This is a genomic window from Aquidulcibacter sp. (assembly GCF_020253525.1).
Classification (GTDB): Bacteria; Pseudomonadota; Alphaproteobacteria; order Caulobacterales; family Aquidulcibacteraceae; genus Aquidulcibacter.
The window spans coordinates 10,677-28,410 of record NZ_JADCBK010000011.1 but is presented as its reverse complement, the minus strand read 5'-3'; the positions used below and the strand labels follow the sequence as shown (position 1 = coordinate 28,410).

Genomic DNA, 17,734 nt, shown 5'->3' with positions numbered 1-17,734 from the left:
CTGTAGCCAGTGCCTGCGCTACCATACCAGCCATCGGCCGATACGATACCTGGCGCGGCTGCCAATGCGAGGACCGCAGTGGCGCAAAGCCAAATTCTCTTCATGGGTCTATTTCCCTCATAAATCGATAACGCCCGGTTGGGCGCTCCACACACCTAATAAACGATGAAATTGAGAGGTCAACCACTTGCTTAAGGGTTAGTCATGTTCGAAACCGCAATTTTGCGTGTTAACTGCAACAGTGTTGCAATCGCGCCTCATGCGTACAAACAACCATTTGGTTCCACCGTAATACAGGAGGATTTTCACTTTTAATTGAGCAGAATAAAGCCAGATGAGAAGATGGTGAGCCCGCCGGGGTTCGAACCCGGGACCTACTGATTAAAAGTCAGTTGCTCTACCGGCTGAGCTACAGGCTCCCAAAAACTGGGCATCGCGAATCCGCGGTCCGGGTGTGAGCGGCGCTGATAAGCACAGGCCCGCGTCCAGTCAATGCCTCGAGGTGAAGTTCGTCAACGAATCGAGTCTGTCGCTGCACTGTTTTTCTGTTTCTTTTGCATTCAAATCGCCCTGTTGGGCCCAAACTTGCTTGGGGCGACCTTAAGTCAGCTCAGTAAAATGGATACAGCGTGCAAGTTTGGCTTGACCAAACCAGTCACAGCAAGGCAAGTCTGTGACGGGGACAATTTGGAACAAACTGCACGGAAGTTGTACAAATATCATGTTCAAGTGTCACCACTCAAATATTGGTCATACCAAACATCGTGGCGGCGTAGTTTTGTCTTTGGTGCTGGTCGCCATCAGTGCGAACATCGCCACAGGTTGTGCCAGTTCGCGCGACGCAAAGACACCGCCCTCGTCTACCACAGCAACCGACGGTGACGGTGCCAATGGCGAGGCAATTCGAGCAGCCGCAACCGATGCTGCGGTTCAGCCTTTGCGCGACATTGGTATGGTTAAACGGCGAATTCCACCGGCTCTGGCTCGAATCGGCGACCCCTATGCTCCGCCATCCGGGCAAAGCTGTGAGTGGATTCAATATGAGATCCAGCAGTTGGACGCTGCCCTTCAGGGAGATGTCGAGGCCCCTGCCGGCCATGACGATCGTCCGATAACGGCTCGGGGCGGAAACATTGCCAGAGAAGAAGCAACAGAGGCCGTTCGTGGCGTTGGCTCCATGCTTGTACCGCAGCGGAGTTTAGTGCGCATGCTGACGGGAGCTACCAAGGCCGACCGCTTATACGCTGAGGCTGAACAGCGTGGCATGGTGCGACGTGGCTATCTGCGTGGACTAGCTGATTCCAAAAAATGCTAAACTAAACCGCTGTCTCGGCCTTTCCGAAGCCCCAACGATGACGCAAAGCCGCGCGGGCATTGTTGAATTCACCTGCTGCGATGGCCGCCCGCAGATAGGCCATTAAATCTTGGTAGAATCCCACATTGTGCCACGACAACAAGGTTTGCCCCAAGATCTCTTCGGCTTTGAACAAATGATGCAAATAGGCTTTTGACCATTGGCTACTTGCAGGACAAGAACTGGTTGGATCGATTGGGTCTTTGTCTTCGGCAAAGCGAGCATTTTTAATATTGATCGGTCCGTCCCACGTCCACGCTTGGCCATGCCGGCCAGCTCTGGTTGGCAGAACGCAATCAAACATATCAACCCCGCGCGCAACTGCCTCCAGAAGGTCAATAGGTTTCCCAACGCCCATCAAATAGCGAGGCTTGTCCTCCGGCAGTTCTGGGACCGTCACATCCAGCGTTTGGCACATCAACTCGTGTCCCTCGCCGACGGCCAGTCCACCAATCGCATACCCATCAAAGCCAATCGACTTGAGGGCTGAAGCCGAACGGGCACGAAGATCTGGAAAGACTGATCCTTGCACAATGCCAAACAGTGCCTGGGTTGCCCGGGTTCCACCAAAGGCTTGTTTAGACCTCTCACCCCAGCGGGCGGATAACTCGAGGGAGACCAAAGCCTCTTCATGCGACGAACCGAAGGTCGTGCACTCATCCAATTGCATGATAATGTCAGAACCGATCAAATCGGCTTGTAATTCGATTGAGCGTTCTGGCGTCAGCATATGCTTAGAGCCATCAATATGGCTGCGGAATTCAACTCCCGCCTCGCTCATTTTGCGCAAGCCCGCCAAGGACCACACTTGGAAGCCGCCCGAATCAGTCAAGATCGGTTTATCCCACCCCATGAAGTGATGCAGACCACCTAGGCGAGCCAAGCGCTCCCCGCCCGGGCGCAGCATCAAATGATAGGTATTCCCTAAAACAATGTCGGCCCCGGTAGACTTTACTTGATCCACACTCATCGCCTTCACGGTGGCGGCTGTGCCAACAGGCATAAAGGCTGGGGTTCGAATTTGGCCCCTTGGCGTCTCCAACACGCCTGTGCGTGCCAAGCCATCGGTTGCATGGCGCGAGAATATGAAGCTCATGACGTCGGTGCTTTCCAAAGCAGGCTCGCGTCGCCGTAGGAATAAAAGCGATAGCGCTTTTCAATTGCATGGCGATAGACGTCACGTAAAGCTTCCATGCCGATCAAAGCCCCCACCAGCATTAGAAGCGTCGATTTGGGTAAATGGAAATTGGTGATGAGGCCATCGACGACTTTGAAGCGATAGCCCGGAGTAATAAAGATGGAAGTATCGCCGCCGCCATAAGTGATTTCCCCATCTGGATCGACAATTGATTCCAACGTCCGCAGACTGGTTGTGCCAACCGCAATTACCCGCCGACCCTCTGCCTTGGCCCGCGCGACAGCCGCTGCCGTTTGCGCGCTTACTTCATAGGTCTCCGCATGCATCACATGGTCATGGATATTGTCGACTTTCACCGGCAGAAAAGTACCTGCACCCACATGCAGCGTAACCCAATGCCGTTCAATACCAGCGTGATCTAAAGCCTCCAGCAAACTTGGAGTGAAATGAAGACCAGCTGTTGGCGTCGCCACCGATCCGTCTGCACGCGCATAGACGGTTTGATAATCTTGCGCGTCTTGGGCATCCACGGCCCGCTTGCGCGCAATGTAAGGCGGCAAAGGCATAGTGCCGAACTGCGCAATCGCTTGGTCAAGCTCCGCGCCAGATTTCGAAAAGGCCAAGGTAACCTCCCCGGCATCGCCAAGCCCAACAACATGAGCCTGTAAGGAGTCTTGAATGGTCAAAACATCACCCAGACCGACCCGTTTGGCCGGACGCACAAATGCCTTCCAAGTTGAACCATCCAGCCGCTGATGCAGATTAATATCAACAGATACAGGTCCACCAACCGGGCCGCGCTGTGCGCGCGTTGCCTTCAAAGATGCGGCAAGGGTGCGCGTATCATTGAAAATCAGCACGTCGCCTGCCTTTAGATAGTGGGGCAAGGCCGAGACGACGGCATCTTCAATTGCATGCTTGGGTTGGGAAATTAAAAGGCGCGCCGAGTCGCGCGGCACTGCTGGCCGCAGGGCGATCAATTCTTCGGGCAGATTAAAATCAAACTCAGAGAGCTGCATCTTCGTCTTTCAAGTCCGGCGCTGCGAGAAGCGCTTCAATTGCGGCGAGTAAAGGCTTGGGCAAGGGGCCAAATCGGTAAAGCTCGGTCAAAAGAATTTGAGCCGCTTCAATTGATTGACCATAGCCTGCGCATGCTTGCCTCAACCAAGCGCGCCGATCCGGCCAAATCAGTTCTACGCGCCGACTGGGATTAAACGGATCACCCCTCTGCTCGCCTTCATGAGAGGCCCACATCAGAGTCAAGACTAAGTCGAGCGCATGGCCCTGGATCATGCGGTGAGACGCCAGCACCTCCCCTCGCCGAAAGCGGCAGAGACCAACATAAATACAGGTCAAAGCCTCTGATACGGTCCACGTGAAATCGGTCGGTACTGCTTGCCGGGTAGGCTTAAGAGTTTTGACGTCAAAGCCTTCACGCGACCAGATTATTCGGCCAGGTTGAAAAGGAATATTGGCTAATTGCTCGGGGGAAAATACCGCGAACTCGCCAAATATTCCATCCGCAAACAGAACCTTCCAGCCATCAGCTGTGTTGCGATGAGCAAAGCTTAGGGTCTCTACAGACGCAAGCCAACTGAGATCTTCTCGCAGGCAGACAGCCGTCTCTGCCTCGGCAATGACAAAAAAGTCGAGGTCGGAAAAACGATCTGCCCGCCAAACATCTAAACCGACGGAGCCCAAGCCCAAAAGAGCCAATGCGCCGTCTTGTTTCTCAAGGCGTGCACCGATGGCATCCAAACGGCCCAGCAGATGCTGAACCGCTGGGCCAATCGCGCGATCGCTCATGCGACGTCTGCTGCGACTTTCATCGAGATAATTTTGCCCGGTGCGCGTGGTGGTTCGCCCTTAGGCAAAGCGTGAACGGCTTCCATGCCCGAGGCAACTTTGCCCCAAACCGTATATTGGCGATCGAGGAAAGTGGCATCATCTAAGCAAATGAAGAACTGGCTGTTAGCGGAATGGGGCGCATTAGTCCGCGCCATTGAGCATACGCCCTCTACATGCGGCTCCGCATTGAACTCGGCTTTCAGGTCTGGCTTCTTCGAGCCACCCATGCCGCTGCCATTCGGGCAACCGCCCTGAGCCATGAAACCATCAATCACGCGATGGAAGATGATTCCATCATAAAAGCCTTCACGCGCCAGTTCTTTGATGCGTGCGACGTGACCAGGGGCCAAATCAGGACGCAGGTCAATCGTGACGGTGCCGGTGCTAAGTTCCAGAATAAGGGTGTTTTCGAGGTCTTGGCTCATAATCATCTCCATGTCGCAACGCGTCCTAGACGCAGAAGCGGGCGCGGCAAAGCCCTTGCGGTCATTTGTTGGCAGCAATCGCGTCGCAGATTAGCGGACGATCCGGCCTTCGGGGGCCAAATCACAGTTAGAAAACGCCGCTCCACGTTGTTCTAAAGTCGCTTTAAGCCTGGCTTGGAAGCTTGGCCCATCGGTCCGTTGAACCATAACAGTCGGGCGATCTTCTTCAGGCACATCCGCCAAAACCCGAACAGAAAGCATCCTATCTGGATCCACGACAGGCTCACCAACTTTTAGCGCGCGAATAACATCGGTGCCCACAACGGCACGGCCCCAAATCGTATAGCGCCGGTCCAAGGTCGGGTAGGCCGCCCGCATCAAAAAGAATTGGCTATTGGCTGAATTCTCATCGCTTCCGCGTGCCATGCTGGCAACACCCAAGCAATGGTTCCCCCAAGCCGCAACTTTTTTGTCTGAGGTCCGCTCCATTAAGAAGTCGGTCTGCGACGTGACCGGGATCGTCCCTACCCAGCCTATTGTAGCACCGCCCCGATCCACAGCGCGAACAAAATTCGTGGTGGTACCGCGACGGAAGCTAAACTCAGCTCGCAAGTCGGGCTGATCAGACCCGCCCGTACCATCGCCCTTTGGATCACCGCCTTGGGCCATAAAATCGGCCACCACCCGGTGGAAGGACAAGCCATTGTAAAAACCTTCACGCGCCAGCATCTTTACCCGTGCAACGTGATTGGGTGCCATTTCTGGAGCCAACTCAACAATTATTCGCCCCTTAGTGGTCTCATAAATCAACGCATTCTCTGGATTTAGCACACGCCAATCTTCTGGGGGGAAAGCCACTTTGCTTGTTGCAGCGGGTGCTGGAGCCGACGCCACGGGCTTGGCGGCAGCGGTCGAAGCGGCCGCAGCCGGTGGTGTAGTCCATTGCGCCACGGCTGCTGCAGGCTTTCCAGCAGCAGGCTTAGCCGCGCTCGCTGCGGCTGGTGAAGCGGGTCGAGCTGCTGCGGGTGCAGGTGCTGATGTCGACTTTGGTGCAGCCGCCTTGGTGGCAGACGCCTTTGGCGCAGGAGCAGGTGCCTTCTTCGCGGGGGCCTTTTTGGCTGGCGGCGCTTCCCCCATGGGAACAACCCGCAAAGCAGGCGCGCTGGATTGAGCATACACGACGGCACCGCCTAACACGGCGAAGCCAAAACAGCCTAAAGCAAGAATCTGCTTTCTCACGTGAATTTCTCCTTCAGAGCATGCACAACATTTGGGCTCACAAAGGGTGTGACATCGCCGCCCAGGCGGGCAATCTCCTTTACGAGCCGCGAGGCAATCGCCTGATGCTGTACATCAGCCATGTAAAACACGGTTTCGATATTGGGATTGAGCTTCTGGTTCATACCAACCATTTGAAACTCATATTCAAAGTCGGATACCGCCCGCAAGCCTCTGACAATGCAGGATGCGCCGACTTGTTCGGCAAAACTGATCAGAAGCCCTTCCATAGGGCGCACTTCAATCTCGCCATATTGCAAGAATTGCTCGGTATCTTTGACAACCATAGCCACACGTTCTTCCAGCGTGAACATGGGGCCTTTGTCGCGATTAATCGCGACGCCAATCACCAATTTGTCGAACAGTTTGATGGCCCGACCAACCACATCCAAATGGCCTAAGGTAATGGGGTCAAAAGTACCGGGATAAAGACCAACGCGCATCAACGTCTCCTCCGTATGGCGTAGGGTAGTCCCATCAGCTGCTGGGGGCAGCTGGTGGGGATTCTGTACCCTCGGCTGGACCTTCAGCATCATCTGAGCCCATATCGGCCAAACGTTCTACCGAGACCACACGCTCGCCTTCTGAAACGCGGATGATCATAACACCTTGGGTGGAACGACCGGCCCGCCGGATCTGATCTACACGTGTCCGAATCAATTGGCCACCGTCCGTCACCATCATGACTTCATCAGAGTCCTCGACTGGGAAAGCCGCAACCAACTGACCGCCTCGACGGGAGAGATCATGGGCGACAATGCCCTTCCCGCCGCGATTGGTGACGCGATATTCATAGGATGATGCCCGTTTACCCAGGCCTTCTTCAGCCACCGCCAAAACAAATTGTTCGCGAGCTGAGAGTTCCGCATATCGCTCTGGCGACAATTGGACTGGCCCGGCGTCAGAGTCACTGACCTCGTCGGCAATCTCTGCGCTTGCCGAAGCATCAACTTCCTCACCCTGAACCGAGCGGCTTTGCTTGAGATAGGTTGCCCGCTCTTCAGCCGTCACATCCACATGACGCAGAATCGACATGGCGATCACTTCATCACCTTCTGCCAAGGTAATGCCGCGTACCCCAGTCGAGTCTCGGCCTTTGAAGACGCGGACGTCCGTAGCTTGGAAGCGAATGCACTGGCCCATGCGCGTTGTCAGCAGCACATCATCTTGATCCGAACAGATGGCGACATCGACGATTTGGTCGTCCTCATCATCAAATTTCATCGCGATCTTGCCGCCGCGCGCCACGCGTTGGAAATCGGCTAAGGAATTGCGCCGCACATTGCCTTTGCGGGTTGCAAACATCAATTCCAAAGCACCCCAGCTGTCCTCATCCTCGGGCAGAGGCATCACTGTGGTGATTTTCTCATCCTTCTCGATTGGCAGAATATTGGCAATCGAGCGGCCCTTCGTGCGTGGGTCCCCCTGCGGCAGACGCCAAACTTTTTCGCGATACACGATGCCCTTTGACGAGAAGAATAGGATTGGCGCGTGGGTTGAGGCTGCAAACAGGCGGACAACAAAATCCTCGTCCTTCGTTTCCATGCCCGACCGACCACGGCCGCCGCGGTTTTGCGTGCGATAAGTCGACAACAAAGTACGCTTCACATATCCAGCATGTGACACTGTCACGACCATGTCCTCACGCTCGATGAAGTCTTCATCATCAAGATCGAGGTCTGCTTCGATGAAGACAGTGCGGCGCGGCACCGCATAAGTGTCGCGGACGTGTGTCAACTCGGTGCGAATAATTTCAATCCCCCGGGCACGGGAGCGTAAGATATCAAGCAAATCAGCGATCTTAGCCGCCAGAGACCGGACTTCGTTTGACAATTCGTCACGACCCAAGCCGGTCAAGCGTTGAAGGCGCAGATCCAAAATAGCGCGCGCTTGATCTTCGCTCATCCGGATCGTGCCTGCTTCTGTTAGGACAGAACGCGGGTCAGCAATCAACTGAATGATAGGTGCCAAATCATGGGCAGGCCAATCACGGCTGGTCAACGCCAAACGGGCCGAGGCCGGATCAGGCGATTCCCGGATCAAACGGACCACTTCGTCGATATTGGCCACAGCAATCGCTAAGCCAACCAAATCGTGGCCGCGCTCGCGGGCTTTGTTCAGGCGGTGGCGGGTTCGACGTGCAATGACTTCTTCCCGGAAAGTCAAGAAAGTCTCAATCAGCCCGCGCAAAGATAATTGGATTGGCCGCCCGCCCACCAACGCGAGCATATTGACACCAAATGACGTCTGTAGCTGTGAATAGCGATAGAGTTGGTTGAGCACGACTTCAGCCGAAGCATCGCGCTTCAATTCAACAACAACCCGCATGCCGCGACGATCACTCTCATCTCGCAGGCCGGAAATGCCCTCAACCCGTTTCTCGCGTACCAGCTCGGCGATGCGTTCAATCATCGAAGATTTATTCACCTGATAGGGAATTTCCGAAATGATGATGGCTTCGCGATCCCCACGCATAGACTCAACCGACGTCTTGCCCCGCATGATGACAGAGCCACGCCCGGTCAACAGGCCATTGCGGGCACCCGTGCGGCCAACAATCTCACCACCTGTTGGAAAGTCTGGACCCGGGACAATATCGAGCAAATCTTGATCGGACAGGCTTGGATTATCCAAGATTGCCAAAGTGGCGTCGCAAATCTCACCCAAATTATGGGGTGGAATATTGGTTGCCATGCCGACAGCAATACCGCCGGCACCATTGACTAGAAGGTTTGGATATTTGGCAGGAAGGACTACCGGCTCACTCTCTGAGCCATCATAATTATCTTGGAAATTGACGGTAGACTCATCAATATCGTCCAGCAAAGCCATGGCGACCTTGGCGAGTTTACTTTCCGTGTAGCGCATCGCCGCAGGCGGATCGCCATCGACCGAGCCAAAATTCCCCTGCCCGTCGATCAAGGGCAGACTCATGGAAAAATCCTGCGCCATGCGCACCATCGCGTCATAAATCGCGCTGTCACCATGGGGGTGATATTTGCCCATCACGTCGCCCACGATCCGCGAAGACTTCACATGCTTTTTGTCAGGGGTATAGCCACCCTCGCCCATGGCGTACAAAATCCGCCGGTGCACCGGCTTCAAACCATCGCGCGCATCAGGCAGGGCCCGCGCCACGATCACACTCATCGCATAATCCAGATAAGAGGACTTAAGCTCATTCTCGATAGAGATGGGCGTGATGCCTTTTACATCGACAATCGTTGTCTCTGGGCGGTTAGGTTCAATCGGATCTGCGCCGTCTGTTTCTGGGGTATCGGTCAAAGGGTAAGCCGTCTGTTGCTGGTCAAAATGATTGCGATTCGGACGCAACCTTGAACGTGTAGTCTAGCATTCGCCTGTGCGCAGGTCCAAACTTCGTGCATGCATTTGCCGCCATTTGGTGATAGAAGATGTGGGCAATGACCGGAATGGATGATCCTCCCCCCATCAGCCAACAGCACAGGCAAGAAAAGCCACCGCGCAAAGGTCATTTTCAGGCGATTTTGGCAAAACTGGCGATGGTTGGTTTTGTTTTAGGGTGCATGGGGGTGGTTGTGACCCTACTCCTGCCTAAGCCCGATTATGAGGGTCGTCTTGTCGGTCAAATTGGCGACATCCATGCCTATGCGATACCAACTTCTGAAACCGAAGAAACACTGGTCGTTTGGCACGGCAGTCGAAAACTGGCACCTCAAAAGCTCGATCAAATCGGGTCAATCCAGCAGTTTGACCTGTCCTCAGCAGATCGTCAGGCCGCCGGTACCCGCCATCCAGACCTCGTTATCGATGGCTGGTCTGGTGGCATGCATTGCTGCCTGACCCGTTTCATTTTTGACGGTCCGAGCGGAAAGCCCATCGGCAAAGTGGCTCTTGGCGGTAGTAGCGCCTCTCGCTTTGTGCCGCTTGGGCGCTCTGAACCTTTTTCAGCGGCTTTTCTGGCCTTTGATGATGTCACTTTGGATGGGCAGAGCTTTGAACTGGGTGCTTCACTCGCGCCGATCGTCGTTGCCTGGAACGGCACGCGCTTTAGTCTCTTTCTAGAGGCGATGAAGGCTACGACCGCTGAAAGCCATGCCCCATTCTTGCTCTCGGACACTTTCCAAGAAGCCCAATTGGAATTGGACAGCACAGTTGAACTTTCTGATGCGGGCGCGAAAGGCGATAGGGCAAAGGCCCTAGACCTTGCGGCGTCAACTCGTGCGGCTGCAATGGCAGCGGCGCAGCTAGATCCAAGCGACGCAACGAGCTTCGCCCCTTTGACGGAGTTTTTGAACGATTATGTCTATAAGGGCCAAGCTGAAGCCGGCTTGGCTGCGGTTCGCAACGCCCATGTAAAGACGCCAGAAGCTTTACGCGCGGCACTGATGACCTATGCCACGCTGCTTCGTCAATCTCAGTGGTTCGATGACTTAAATCGCCTGAATGATGGCAAGTTGGCTGGCCTGTTAGATCAGTTCGACCCCCCGCGCTGAACCCGGGCCGATATAGTCTGATTATCTCCTGTTTTCACCCATTTTGATGAATTACCTAAGAGTAATACATCAAAAATGCAGATCGGCAGCTGCATCTAAAATCGCTTCACAATCCAAGCGATAGGTCCGGTAAAGGTCTGGGAGGTCGCCGGTTTGACCAAATTGTTCAACTCCCAAAGCTCGTACGCGATGCCCGAGCACAGAACCCACCCAAGACAGTGCCGATGGGGAACCGTCCAATAGTGTAATCAAGCCGGCGCGAGCATGCAGGGGGCTAAGTAGCTGCTCAATGTGACTGGTCAGACGGGGTCCACCCGTCCAACGCGCGCGCCCCGCGGCAGTCCATCCACGGTGCAAAAGATCAGGCGATGTTACTGCAAGCACACCGATACCTGGAAAATCTTCCTTCAGCGCTTCAAAGCCCGCAAGTGCCTCAGGGGCCAGCGCCCCGCAATAGATCAAGGCCAGCTCCGCTCCAAGGCTTGGTGGGATCAACCAATAGGCCCCCAGCAAAGCCCCTTCCCGCCATGTGGCGTCCCTGCGCTGGGGTTGGGCAAGCGTCCGGGTAGATAAGCGGAAATAGTGACATCCCCCGGTCTCTTCTTGCATATCAACAAAACTATGGCGCAGCAAAAGGGCTAGCTCATCGGCAAAAGCAGGCTCCCAATGCGTCAGCCCTGGCTGGCCCATGCCAATCAGCGGGGTATTGATCGACTGGTGCGCACCGCCTTCTGGCCCAAGCGTCAACCCCGAAGGTGTTGATATCACCATGAAGCGCGCATTCTGATAGATTGCATAATTCAGCGCATCCAGACCGCGGGCGATAAATGGGTCATAAAGCGTGCCGATGGGGAATAGGCGCTCGCCAAAATGCTCCCCAGCTAACCCGAAAGCAGCCAGATTGAGAAAGAGATTATTCTCCGCAATGCCGAGCTCTATATGTTGGCCAGCGTCAGAACCCGTCCAGATTTGGGGGCTCGCTATCTTGCGGTCCTTAAACACATCCTTGGTCGCGGTGCGCGAAAACAAGCCGCGCCGGTTCACGAAGCCACCCAAATTGGTCGAGACTGTCACGTCTGGTGAAGTGGTCACAATGCGGGCGGCAAAGTCACTTTCTGTCTTGGCAATATCGGCGAGGATTTTTCCAAATGCGGCTTGGGTGGATTGTTGGTCGCCACTGGGCACTTCAAACGTCTCAGGAATGGCAACTGGGGCAGGATTAAAGCGGCGCTTCACATCGGCTTGGAACGGGGCTTGGGCAATCAAAGCGCGAACGGCAGCTTCATCGGCTTGATTGAGGCCTGCTAGCGCCTCCCATTCCTGGCCCTCTGGAACACCCAGCGATTGGCGTAAGGCATCAATCTGAGTTGGGGTCATGAGACCGGAATGATTGTCCTTATGGCCCTGAAAGGGAAGGCGCCACCCCTTCACCGTGTAGGCGATAAACAATTTAGGGCGATCATTCTGAGCGGCTTGGTCAAAGGCTTCTACCAAAGTCTCAAGGCAATGACCGCCCAATTGGGTCATTAGATTGGAGAGCGCCGCATCATCATAGCTGGCGATCAGGACCTGCCCGTCGTGTGGCAAATCTTGCAACAAATGTTCGCGCCAGGCCGCCCCACCTTGATAACTCAAGGCCGCGTAAAGATCGTTGGGGCACGACTCAATCCAGGCTTGTAAAGATTGTCCGCCGGGCTTGGCAAAAGCTTCCAACTGGCGCTTGCCATATTTGAGGGTCAGAACGTCCCAGCCAACGGTTTCGAAAATATCATCAAACCGATCCCACATCCGCTCAGAAGTCGTGGCATCCAAGCTTTGGCGATTATAGTCGACGATCCACCAGATATTGCGTAAATCATGCTTATAAGCCTCAATCAAGGCTTCATAAATATTGCCCTCGTCCAACTCTGCATCGCCCAAAAGCGCAATCATCCGCCCCATGGATTCTGCCGGCACCCTGCCCCGAGCAGCCAGATAATCCTGTACCAAAGCCGCAAAGGCGGTGACGGCCACCCCCAGACCAACAGAGCCAGTCGAGAAGTCCACATCGTCTTTGTCTTTTGTTCGGCTCGGATAGGATTGGGCACCACCCAGACCACGAAATCGTTCCAATTGCTCGCGGGTTTGTCGGCCAAACAAATATTGCGCCCCATGAAACACAGGGCTGGCATGAGGCTTTACCGCTACACGGTCCTGTGGACGCAGAGCCTTGAAATACAGTGCCGTCATCAAGCTGGTCATGGAAGCACACGAGGCTTGGTGCCCGCCTACTTTAAGACCATCGCGATTTGGACGCAGATGATTGGCGTTATGGATTGTCCATGAAGCCAGCCACAACAGGCGTTCTTCGATGGTGGCAAGGGCTTGAAGTTCTTGCGGCGAGAGGGACGGCTTGGGTACGGGAGCAATTGCGTTCATTCGAACACATTAACGGCAGCCGTCAGAACTTGCCAGTAGTGATAACCAAGCTGTTACTCGGCTGGGGTGGCTTGTGCCTGAGCCTCGCTGCGTTCAAATTCTTCAATGGCTTTTGCACGCGCTTCTGGGCTTCCGGTAAAGCGGGCAAGCAACATGTAAACGACCGGCACCACATAAAGTGTCAGAGCGGTTGCGCACAAAACGCCAAACACCACAACAACCCCAATATTGGCGCGCGCCTCACTGCCTGCCCCACTCGACAATGCCAAGGGCAAAGCCCCAGCAACTGTGGCCACAGAAGTCATCAGAATGGGACGCAGACGAAGATCGGCCGCCTCAGCAATCGCGTCGCGGACTGCACGACCCTCGTCGCGCAATTGATTGGCAAACTCCACAATCAGGATGCCATTCTTCGCCGCTAGGGCAACCAGAATAATCAAGCCAATTTGGGAATAAATATTGAGGCTAAAGCCCGCCGCATAAAGCCCAAATAGGCCTCCCGCGATGGCCAGTGGCACCGTGATCATGATCGTCAAAGGATGGACAAAGCTTTCAAACTGCGCCGCCAAAGTCAAAAACACGATGAGGATAGCCAAAGCAAACGCAAACCCGATTGCCGAGCCTGCTTCCTTAAATTGTTGTGACTGGCCAGTGTAATCAATCTTCATGTCGGGCTTCATTTCCGCCGCCGCTGCTTCTTCCAACCATTTCACCGCTTCGCCAATTGAATAGCCCTTGTTCAAATTGGCCGTCACAGTGACGGCGCGCAATTTATTGACGCGCGGCAAATCATCGGTGCCGCCGAGATTTTTCGTTGTTACCAGATTAGATAATGGCACGAGTTCGCCTGTCCGGTCTGAGCGCACATAAATGCGGCCTAAGGCTTCAACACTTTGACGCTCGCGCCGATCAACCTGCAGAATTACGTCATATTCCTCACCCTCGGCAGGATAAGTCCCCACCCGGCGCAAACCAGTAGTCGCTTCTAACGTCCTGCCAATGGATTGCACCGAAACACCGAGCGCAGCTGCCCGTTCACGGTCAATTACAATCTCAATCTTGGGCGAAATCGGCTCATAATTCATGCGAATGCGAGCAAATCCTTCGTTGGACCTACCTTTGGCCACGATCTTTTCGGCGACAGCGGCTAATTCTTGATAGTCACTGCCACCCAAAACAATCGACACACCATCATTGCCGCCGCCACCGCGACCTCCAGAGAATGCATTCTGCATGGACGCCCGAAACTGGGCCCCCGGAATGCCAGCAAGCTTGCGATTAAGCTCGTCGACAATCTCATTGCCATCACGACGGGTACCCCATTCGGCCAAAAAGATTCGGCTGAGGCCACGATTCATCCGGTTGGTGCCTTGATCTTGGAAATTCGGGGCGATCACAAGGGTACGGGTTGCCTCGCCACTCTTAACATATTCGGCCAGAACAGGCTCGATCTTGGCCACAATTTGACGTGTATAGGCAAAGCCTGCCCCTTCCGGCCCACTGAACTGCACCGTGATATTGCCGCGATCTTCTAGCGGAATGAGTTCGCTGGGGAGTTTGGTTGCGAAAAAGCCTGCCGCGAGAATGGCCACGCCCATCACCGCAAAGGCTGTTTTCGGGGCCTTTAAACTTGCTTGCACCGAAGTTGCATACGAGGCACGGACCGCGTCAAACGACTTGTCGATAAAGGCTGACAGCTTGTTGGTCTTGTCGGCAGGCCGCAGTAGGAGCGAGCCCATCATCGGTGTCAGAGTAAGGGCAACGAAGGCCGAAATGGTCACCGCAGAGGCAATTGTAACGGCTAGCTCGACGAATAGTCGCCCAACAAACCCGCCGGTGAACAAGAGCGGCGTAAAGACAGAGACCAACACCGCGGTTGTCGCGATGACCGCAAATGCAACTTGGTTTGTCCCGCGCTGCGACGCGATTAGGGCGGGTTCACCTTGGTCTATTCGGCGCTGAATGTTTTCTAAAACGACAATGGAATCATCAACAACCAAGCCAATTGCAAGAACCAGCGCCAAGAGCGTGATCAGATTTATGGAAAAACCAAAGACGCCCAAAACACCAAAAGTCGCGATCAAACACACCGGTATGGTTGCTGCTGGCAAAAGGGCCGCGCGAAAAGAGCCAAGAAACAAGAAGATGACGAGGATAACCAGTACGATGGCTTCACCCATCGTAGTCCAAACACCCGAAATGGCGCGCTCAATGAAAACGGTTGAGTCGAAAGCAACCACAATCGTTGTGCCTTTGGGCAGGGTCTTGGCGATGACATCATTTTGTGCTCGGACAGCTTTGGCAACATCAAGCGCATTTGCATTTGATTGCCGCACAATGCCCAGACCCACCTGATTGACCCCGTTGCCGCGGAAAATCCGTCGGTCATCTTCGGGCTCAACGGCCACGCGGGCCACATCTTCTAGGCGGGTCACTCTGCCATCGCCGCTGCGGCCGATAGGCATCCGGCGGAATTCTTCTGCCGTCCGATAGCCGCGCGCAATGCGCATCGTGTAGTCGCGCTCTTGGCCTTCAATGGTGCCAGCCGGCAATTCAACATTTTGGGCGCGAAGGGCAGCATCCACATCATCAGGCGTAAGACCGCGTGCCGCTAGGGCCTCAGTATCCAGCCAAACCCGCATCGATTGGCGTAAGCCGCCAAAAACCCGAACGGTCGCCACACCATCAATCGCGCTCAGCCGATCGACCAAAGTTCGTTCCGCAAAACTCGTCAGTTGCGCCGTTGTCAAATTGCTCGACGCCAAATTGAGGAACATGATGGGGTCAGAGTCGGCGTCCGACTTTTCTACTTGCGGCGGATCCACACCTTGTGGGAGGCGATTTTGGATACGACTGACCGCCGCACGGACATCGTTTGCTGCTTCATCCAGATTTCTTGATAACTTAAACTCAACCCGGATAGAGGAGCGCCCATCCCGGCTGGAAGCCTGAATCGACGCGAGGCCTTCAATCCCGGTCAACTGATCCTCAATGATCTGGGTTATGCGCGTCTCAACAATATCCGACGACGCCCCGCGATATTGCGTCGTGATTGACACAATCGGGGGATCAACGGCCGGCAGCTCTCGCAGCGGTAAGGTGCGAAACGCAATTAGGCCAAATGCAATGAGGAGAAGGCTGGCAACAGTGGCCAGAACCGGGCGTTTGACGGAGACGTCAGCAAGAAACATCAGCCGCCACGTCCATCGGTTTTCGCTGCCGCGGGGGCTACTTTGGCATCAGCGGATTTGGGGCCCGGTGCAGCGCCGACGGGTTTGATGGGCTGGCCGTCGCGCAAACCAACAAGGCCTTCCGTGATTACCATCGCACCGACTGGCAGCCCGCTGACGATCTCTGCAAAGCCGTCTCGACGCATGCCAATGCTAACCGGCACACGCTTAGCTTTCTGTCCCTCCCTGCCATCGCTCTGTGCGATAAACACAAAGCTCGAGTTACCTTCTTCTAAAAGCGCGACTTCCGGAACGGCCGGCATGCGACGATCTGGGGTCATTAAATCAACGCTCATCAACATGCCCGGGCGCAAGCGCCCGTCATTGTTTGGAATATAGGCACGGGCGCGGATGGTACGAGAACGTGGATCAATCCGCGTATCAACAAACCGAACAGTTGCCTTGTAAAGTTGGTCAGGGATAGCGGTAGAGCGTATTGCGACCTCGGTTCCCACCTGAAGAGAGCCCAGTCGAGTTTCAGGCACATCAAAATCTACTTTGATTTGCGAGATATCATCAAGGGTTGCCAAGACATCGCCGGGCCGGGCCAACTGGCCCGGGCTAACGTTGCGCAGACCAATTCGGCCTGAAAATGGTGCTCGGATGATCCGATCTGAGAGGCGCGACTGGACGGAATTGGTCCGTTGAGCAACGCTTTGCGCGCGTGCTCGCGATGATTGAGCGCGCTGATCAACGCTCTGCGCGCGTCGGGTTAGGGCATTGGCGCGCGCCTTTTGGGTTTCAATTCGTTGGGAAGCCCCCTCCGCGCGCTCTTTGGCAACCTGCAAACGGGACTCCGCAGACTGCAATTGTGCACGCGCCGAATCGAGGCGCGCTTTGGAAGCAAAGCCGCGCTCAGCCAGAGCGGTCACGCGATCAAAATTCAACTTGGCTTCGCTGCGAACGGCTTCAGCTTCGACAATCCCTGCCCGCGCGGCTTCAAGATCGCGGCTTACAGCATTGATTTCATTGTAAGCCGCGTCAGCTTCCGCTCGGGCCGCGGCGGCCTCTTGATAAACACCGTCCGCATCGTCAAACGCAGCCGCAACATCATTGCGTGCGCCACCAAGGTCCGCAGATTGCTCGGTTCGTGCCAAAACGATCAAGACCGCCCCCCGCTCAACGGTCTGGCCACTCTCAAATCGGACCTCGTCCACCACATCTTGGACTTTGGATGTTACGGTGATGGATTCGTTGGCTAATGCAGTACCGGGCACTTCGACCCGATCAGAAAAAGTACGCACCTCAGCTTTCGCTAAGGCGACGGTTGCAGGCCGAGCTCCACCTTTGCTGGCCCCCCCTTTGCCTTGCCCGGCAGAAGCACCAGCTGTTCCGCCCGCGCCCGGCTTACCAAACAGACCGACTTCCTTCAGCAAGACAAATGCAAACATGGCGACAAAAGCCGCCCCTGCTAACGCAAAGAAAAAGTGACGTCTTAGAAACTCAGGCAAAACAAAAATCTCCGAGACAGGCTTTTCTCTGACTTTTTAGGTTAAAGCTAACAAAGCTTAGCGTGCAGGTAAGCGCCTTGTCATTATAATCCCCTGCACTTTTATCGGCTTGTACGC

Annotated in this window: 13 protein-coding genes and 1 tRNA gene; 3 read left to right on the top strand and 11 right to left on the bottom strand. The window is 55.0% G+C overall.

The genetic code is table 11. The annotated features are described in order from the left end of the window. Window positions 1-343: 343 nt before the first annotated feature. Window positions 344-419 (bottom strand) — tRNA-Lys (locus IOB61_RS01720). Window positions 420-721: 302 nt separating this feature from the next. Between IOB61_RS01720 and IOB61_RS01715 the strand changes: the two genes are divergently transcribed. Beyond that, window positions 722-1,315: a hypothetical protein gene (locus tag IOB61_RS01715; protein ID WP_290811261.1), complete on the top strand. Its 594-nt coding sequence runs from the start codon at window positions 722-724 to the stop codon at window positions 1,313-1,315. Between the two features lies 1 nt (window position 1,316). Here IOB61_RS01715 and tgt read toward each other — a convergent pair whose 3' ends face one another. The 5 genes from tgt to IOB61_RS01690 all read right to left on the bottom strand — a co-directional run bounded on the left by tgt (window position 1,317) and on the right by IOB61_RS01690 (window position 5,596). After that, the gene (tgt, locus tag IOB61_RS01710) at window positions 1,317-2,450 is read right to left on the bottom strand and encodes a tRNA guanosine(34) transglycosylase Tgt (protein ID WP_290811259.1); all 1,134 of its coding nucleotides are present in this window, start codon (window positions 2,448-2,450) and stop codon (window positions 1,317-1,319) included. Beyond that, complete coding sequence (gene queA / locus IOB61_RS01705; protein WP_290811257.1) at window positions 2,447-3,511, bottom strand: tRNA preQ1(34) S-adenosylmethionine ribosyltransferase-isomerase QueA; 1,065 nt, start codon at window positions 3,509-3,511, stop codon at window positions 2,447-2,449. The genes tgt and queA overlap by 4 nt, the downstream gene beginning before the upstream one ends. Continuing rightward, a complete protein-coding gene (locus tag IOB61_RS01700; RefSeq protein ID WP_290811254.1) occupies window positions 3,498-4,298 on the bottom strand; it encodes a hypothetical protein in 801 nt (266 codons plus the stop codon). Before IOB61_RS01700 ends, queA begins: the two co-directional genes overlap by 14 nt. Then, window positions 4,295-4,765 (bottom strand): peptidylprolyl isomerase, encoded by a 471-nt coding sequence (locus IOB61_RS01695; protein WP_085340563.1) that lies wholly within the window; start codon window positions 4,763-4,765, stop codon window positions 4,295-4,297. Before IOB61_RS01695 ends, IOB61_RS01700 begins: the two co-directional genes overlap by 4 nt. Before the next feature lie 90 nt (window positions 4,766-4,855). Further along, complete coding sequence (locus IOB61_RS01690) at window positions 4,856-5,596, bottom strand: peptidylprolyl isomerase (RefSeq protein ID WP_290811249.1); 741 nt, start codon at window positions 5,594-5,596, stop codon at window positions 4,856-4,858. Window positions 5,597-5,624: 28 nt separating this feature from the next. On the opposite strand from IOB61_RS01690, the gene IOB61_RS01685 reads away from it, so the two are divergent. Then, complete coding sequence (locus IOB61_RS01685) at window positions 5,625-5,936, top strand: hypothetical protein (protein WP_290811246.1); 312 nt, start codon at window positions 5,625-5,627, stop codon at window positions 5,934-5,936. Window positions 5,937-6,000: 64 nt separating this feature from the next. Here the strand turns inward: IOB61_RS01685 and coaD are convergent, their stop codons facing one another. Both coaD and gyrA read right to left on the bottom strand, forming a co-directional pair. Beyond that, window positions 6,001-6,486 (bottom strand): pantetheine-phosphate adenylyltransferase, encoded by a 486-nt coding sequence (gene coaD, locus IOB61_RS01680; RefSeq protein ID WP_085340524.1) that lies wholly within the window; start codon window positions 6,484-6,486, stop codon window positions 6,001-6,003. Between the two features lie 34 nt (window positions 6,487-6,520). After that, a complete protein-coding gene (gene gyrA / locus IOB61_RS01675; RefSeq protein ID WP_290811264.1) occupies window positions 6,521-9,292 on the bottom strand; it encodes a DNA gyrase subunit A in 2,772 nt (923 codons plus the stop codon). Window positions 9,293-9,474: 182 nt separating this feature from the next. Here gyrA and IOB61_RS01670 point away from each other — a divergent pair, with 182 nt between their 5' ends. Then, complete coding sequence (locus IOB61_RS01670) at window positions 9,475-10,518, top strand: hypothetical protein (protein WP_290811241.1); 1,044 nt, start codon at window positions 9,475-9,477, stop codon at window positions 10,516-10,518. 69 nt (window positions 10,519-10,587) lie between these two features. Here the strand turns inward: IOB61_RS01670 and IOB61_RS01665 are convergent, their stop codons facing one another. The 3 genes from IOB61_RS01665 to IOB61_RS01655 are packed head-to-tail and all read right to left on the bottom strand — an operon-like array spanning window position 10,588 to window position 17,557. After that, complete coding sequence (locus IOB61_RS01665) at window positions 10,588-12,936, bottom strand: transketolase (RefSeq protein WP_290811238.1); 2,349 nt, start codon at window positions 12,934-12,936, stop codon at window positions 10,588-10,590. Window positions 12,937-12,989: 53 nt separating this feature from the next. After that, window positions 12,990-16,127 (bottom strand): efflux RND transporter permease subunit, encoded by a 3,138-nt coding sequence (locus IOB61_RS01660; protein WP_290811235.1) that lies wholly within the window; start codon window positions 16,125-16,127, stop codon window positions 12,990-12,992. Next, window positions 16,127-17,557: an efflux RND transporter periplasmic adaptor subunit gene (locus IOB61_RS01655; protein ID WP_290811232.1), complete on the bottom strand. Its 1,431-nt coding sequence runs from the start codon at window positions 17,555-17,557 to the stop codon at window positions 16,127-16,129. The genes IOB61_RS01660 and IOB61_RS01655 overlap by 1 nt, the downstream gene beginning before the upstream one ends. Window positions 17,558-17,734: the final 177 nt, after the last annotated feature.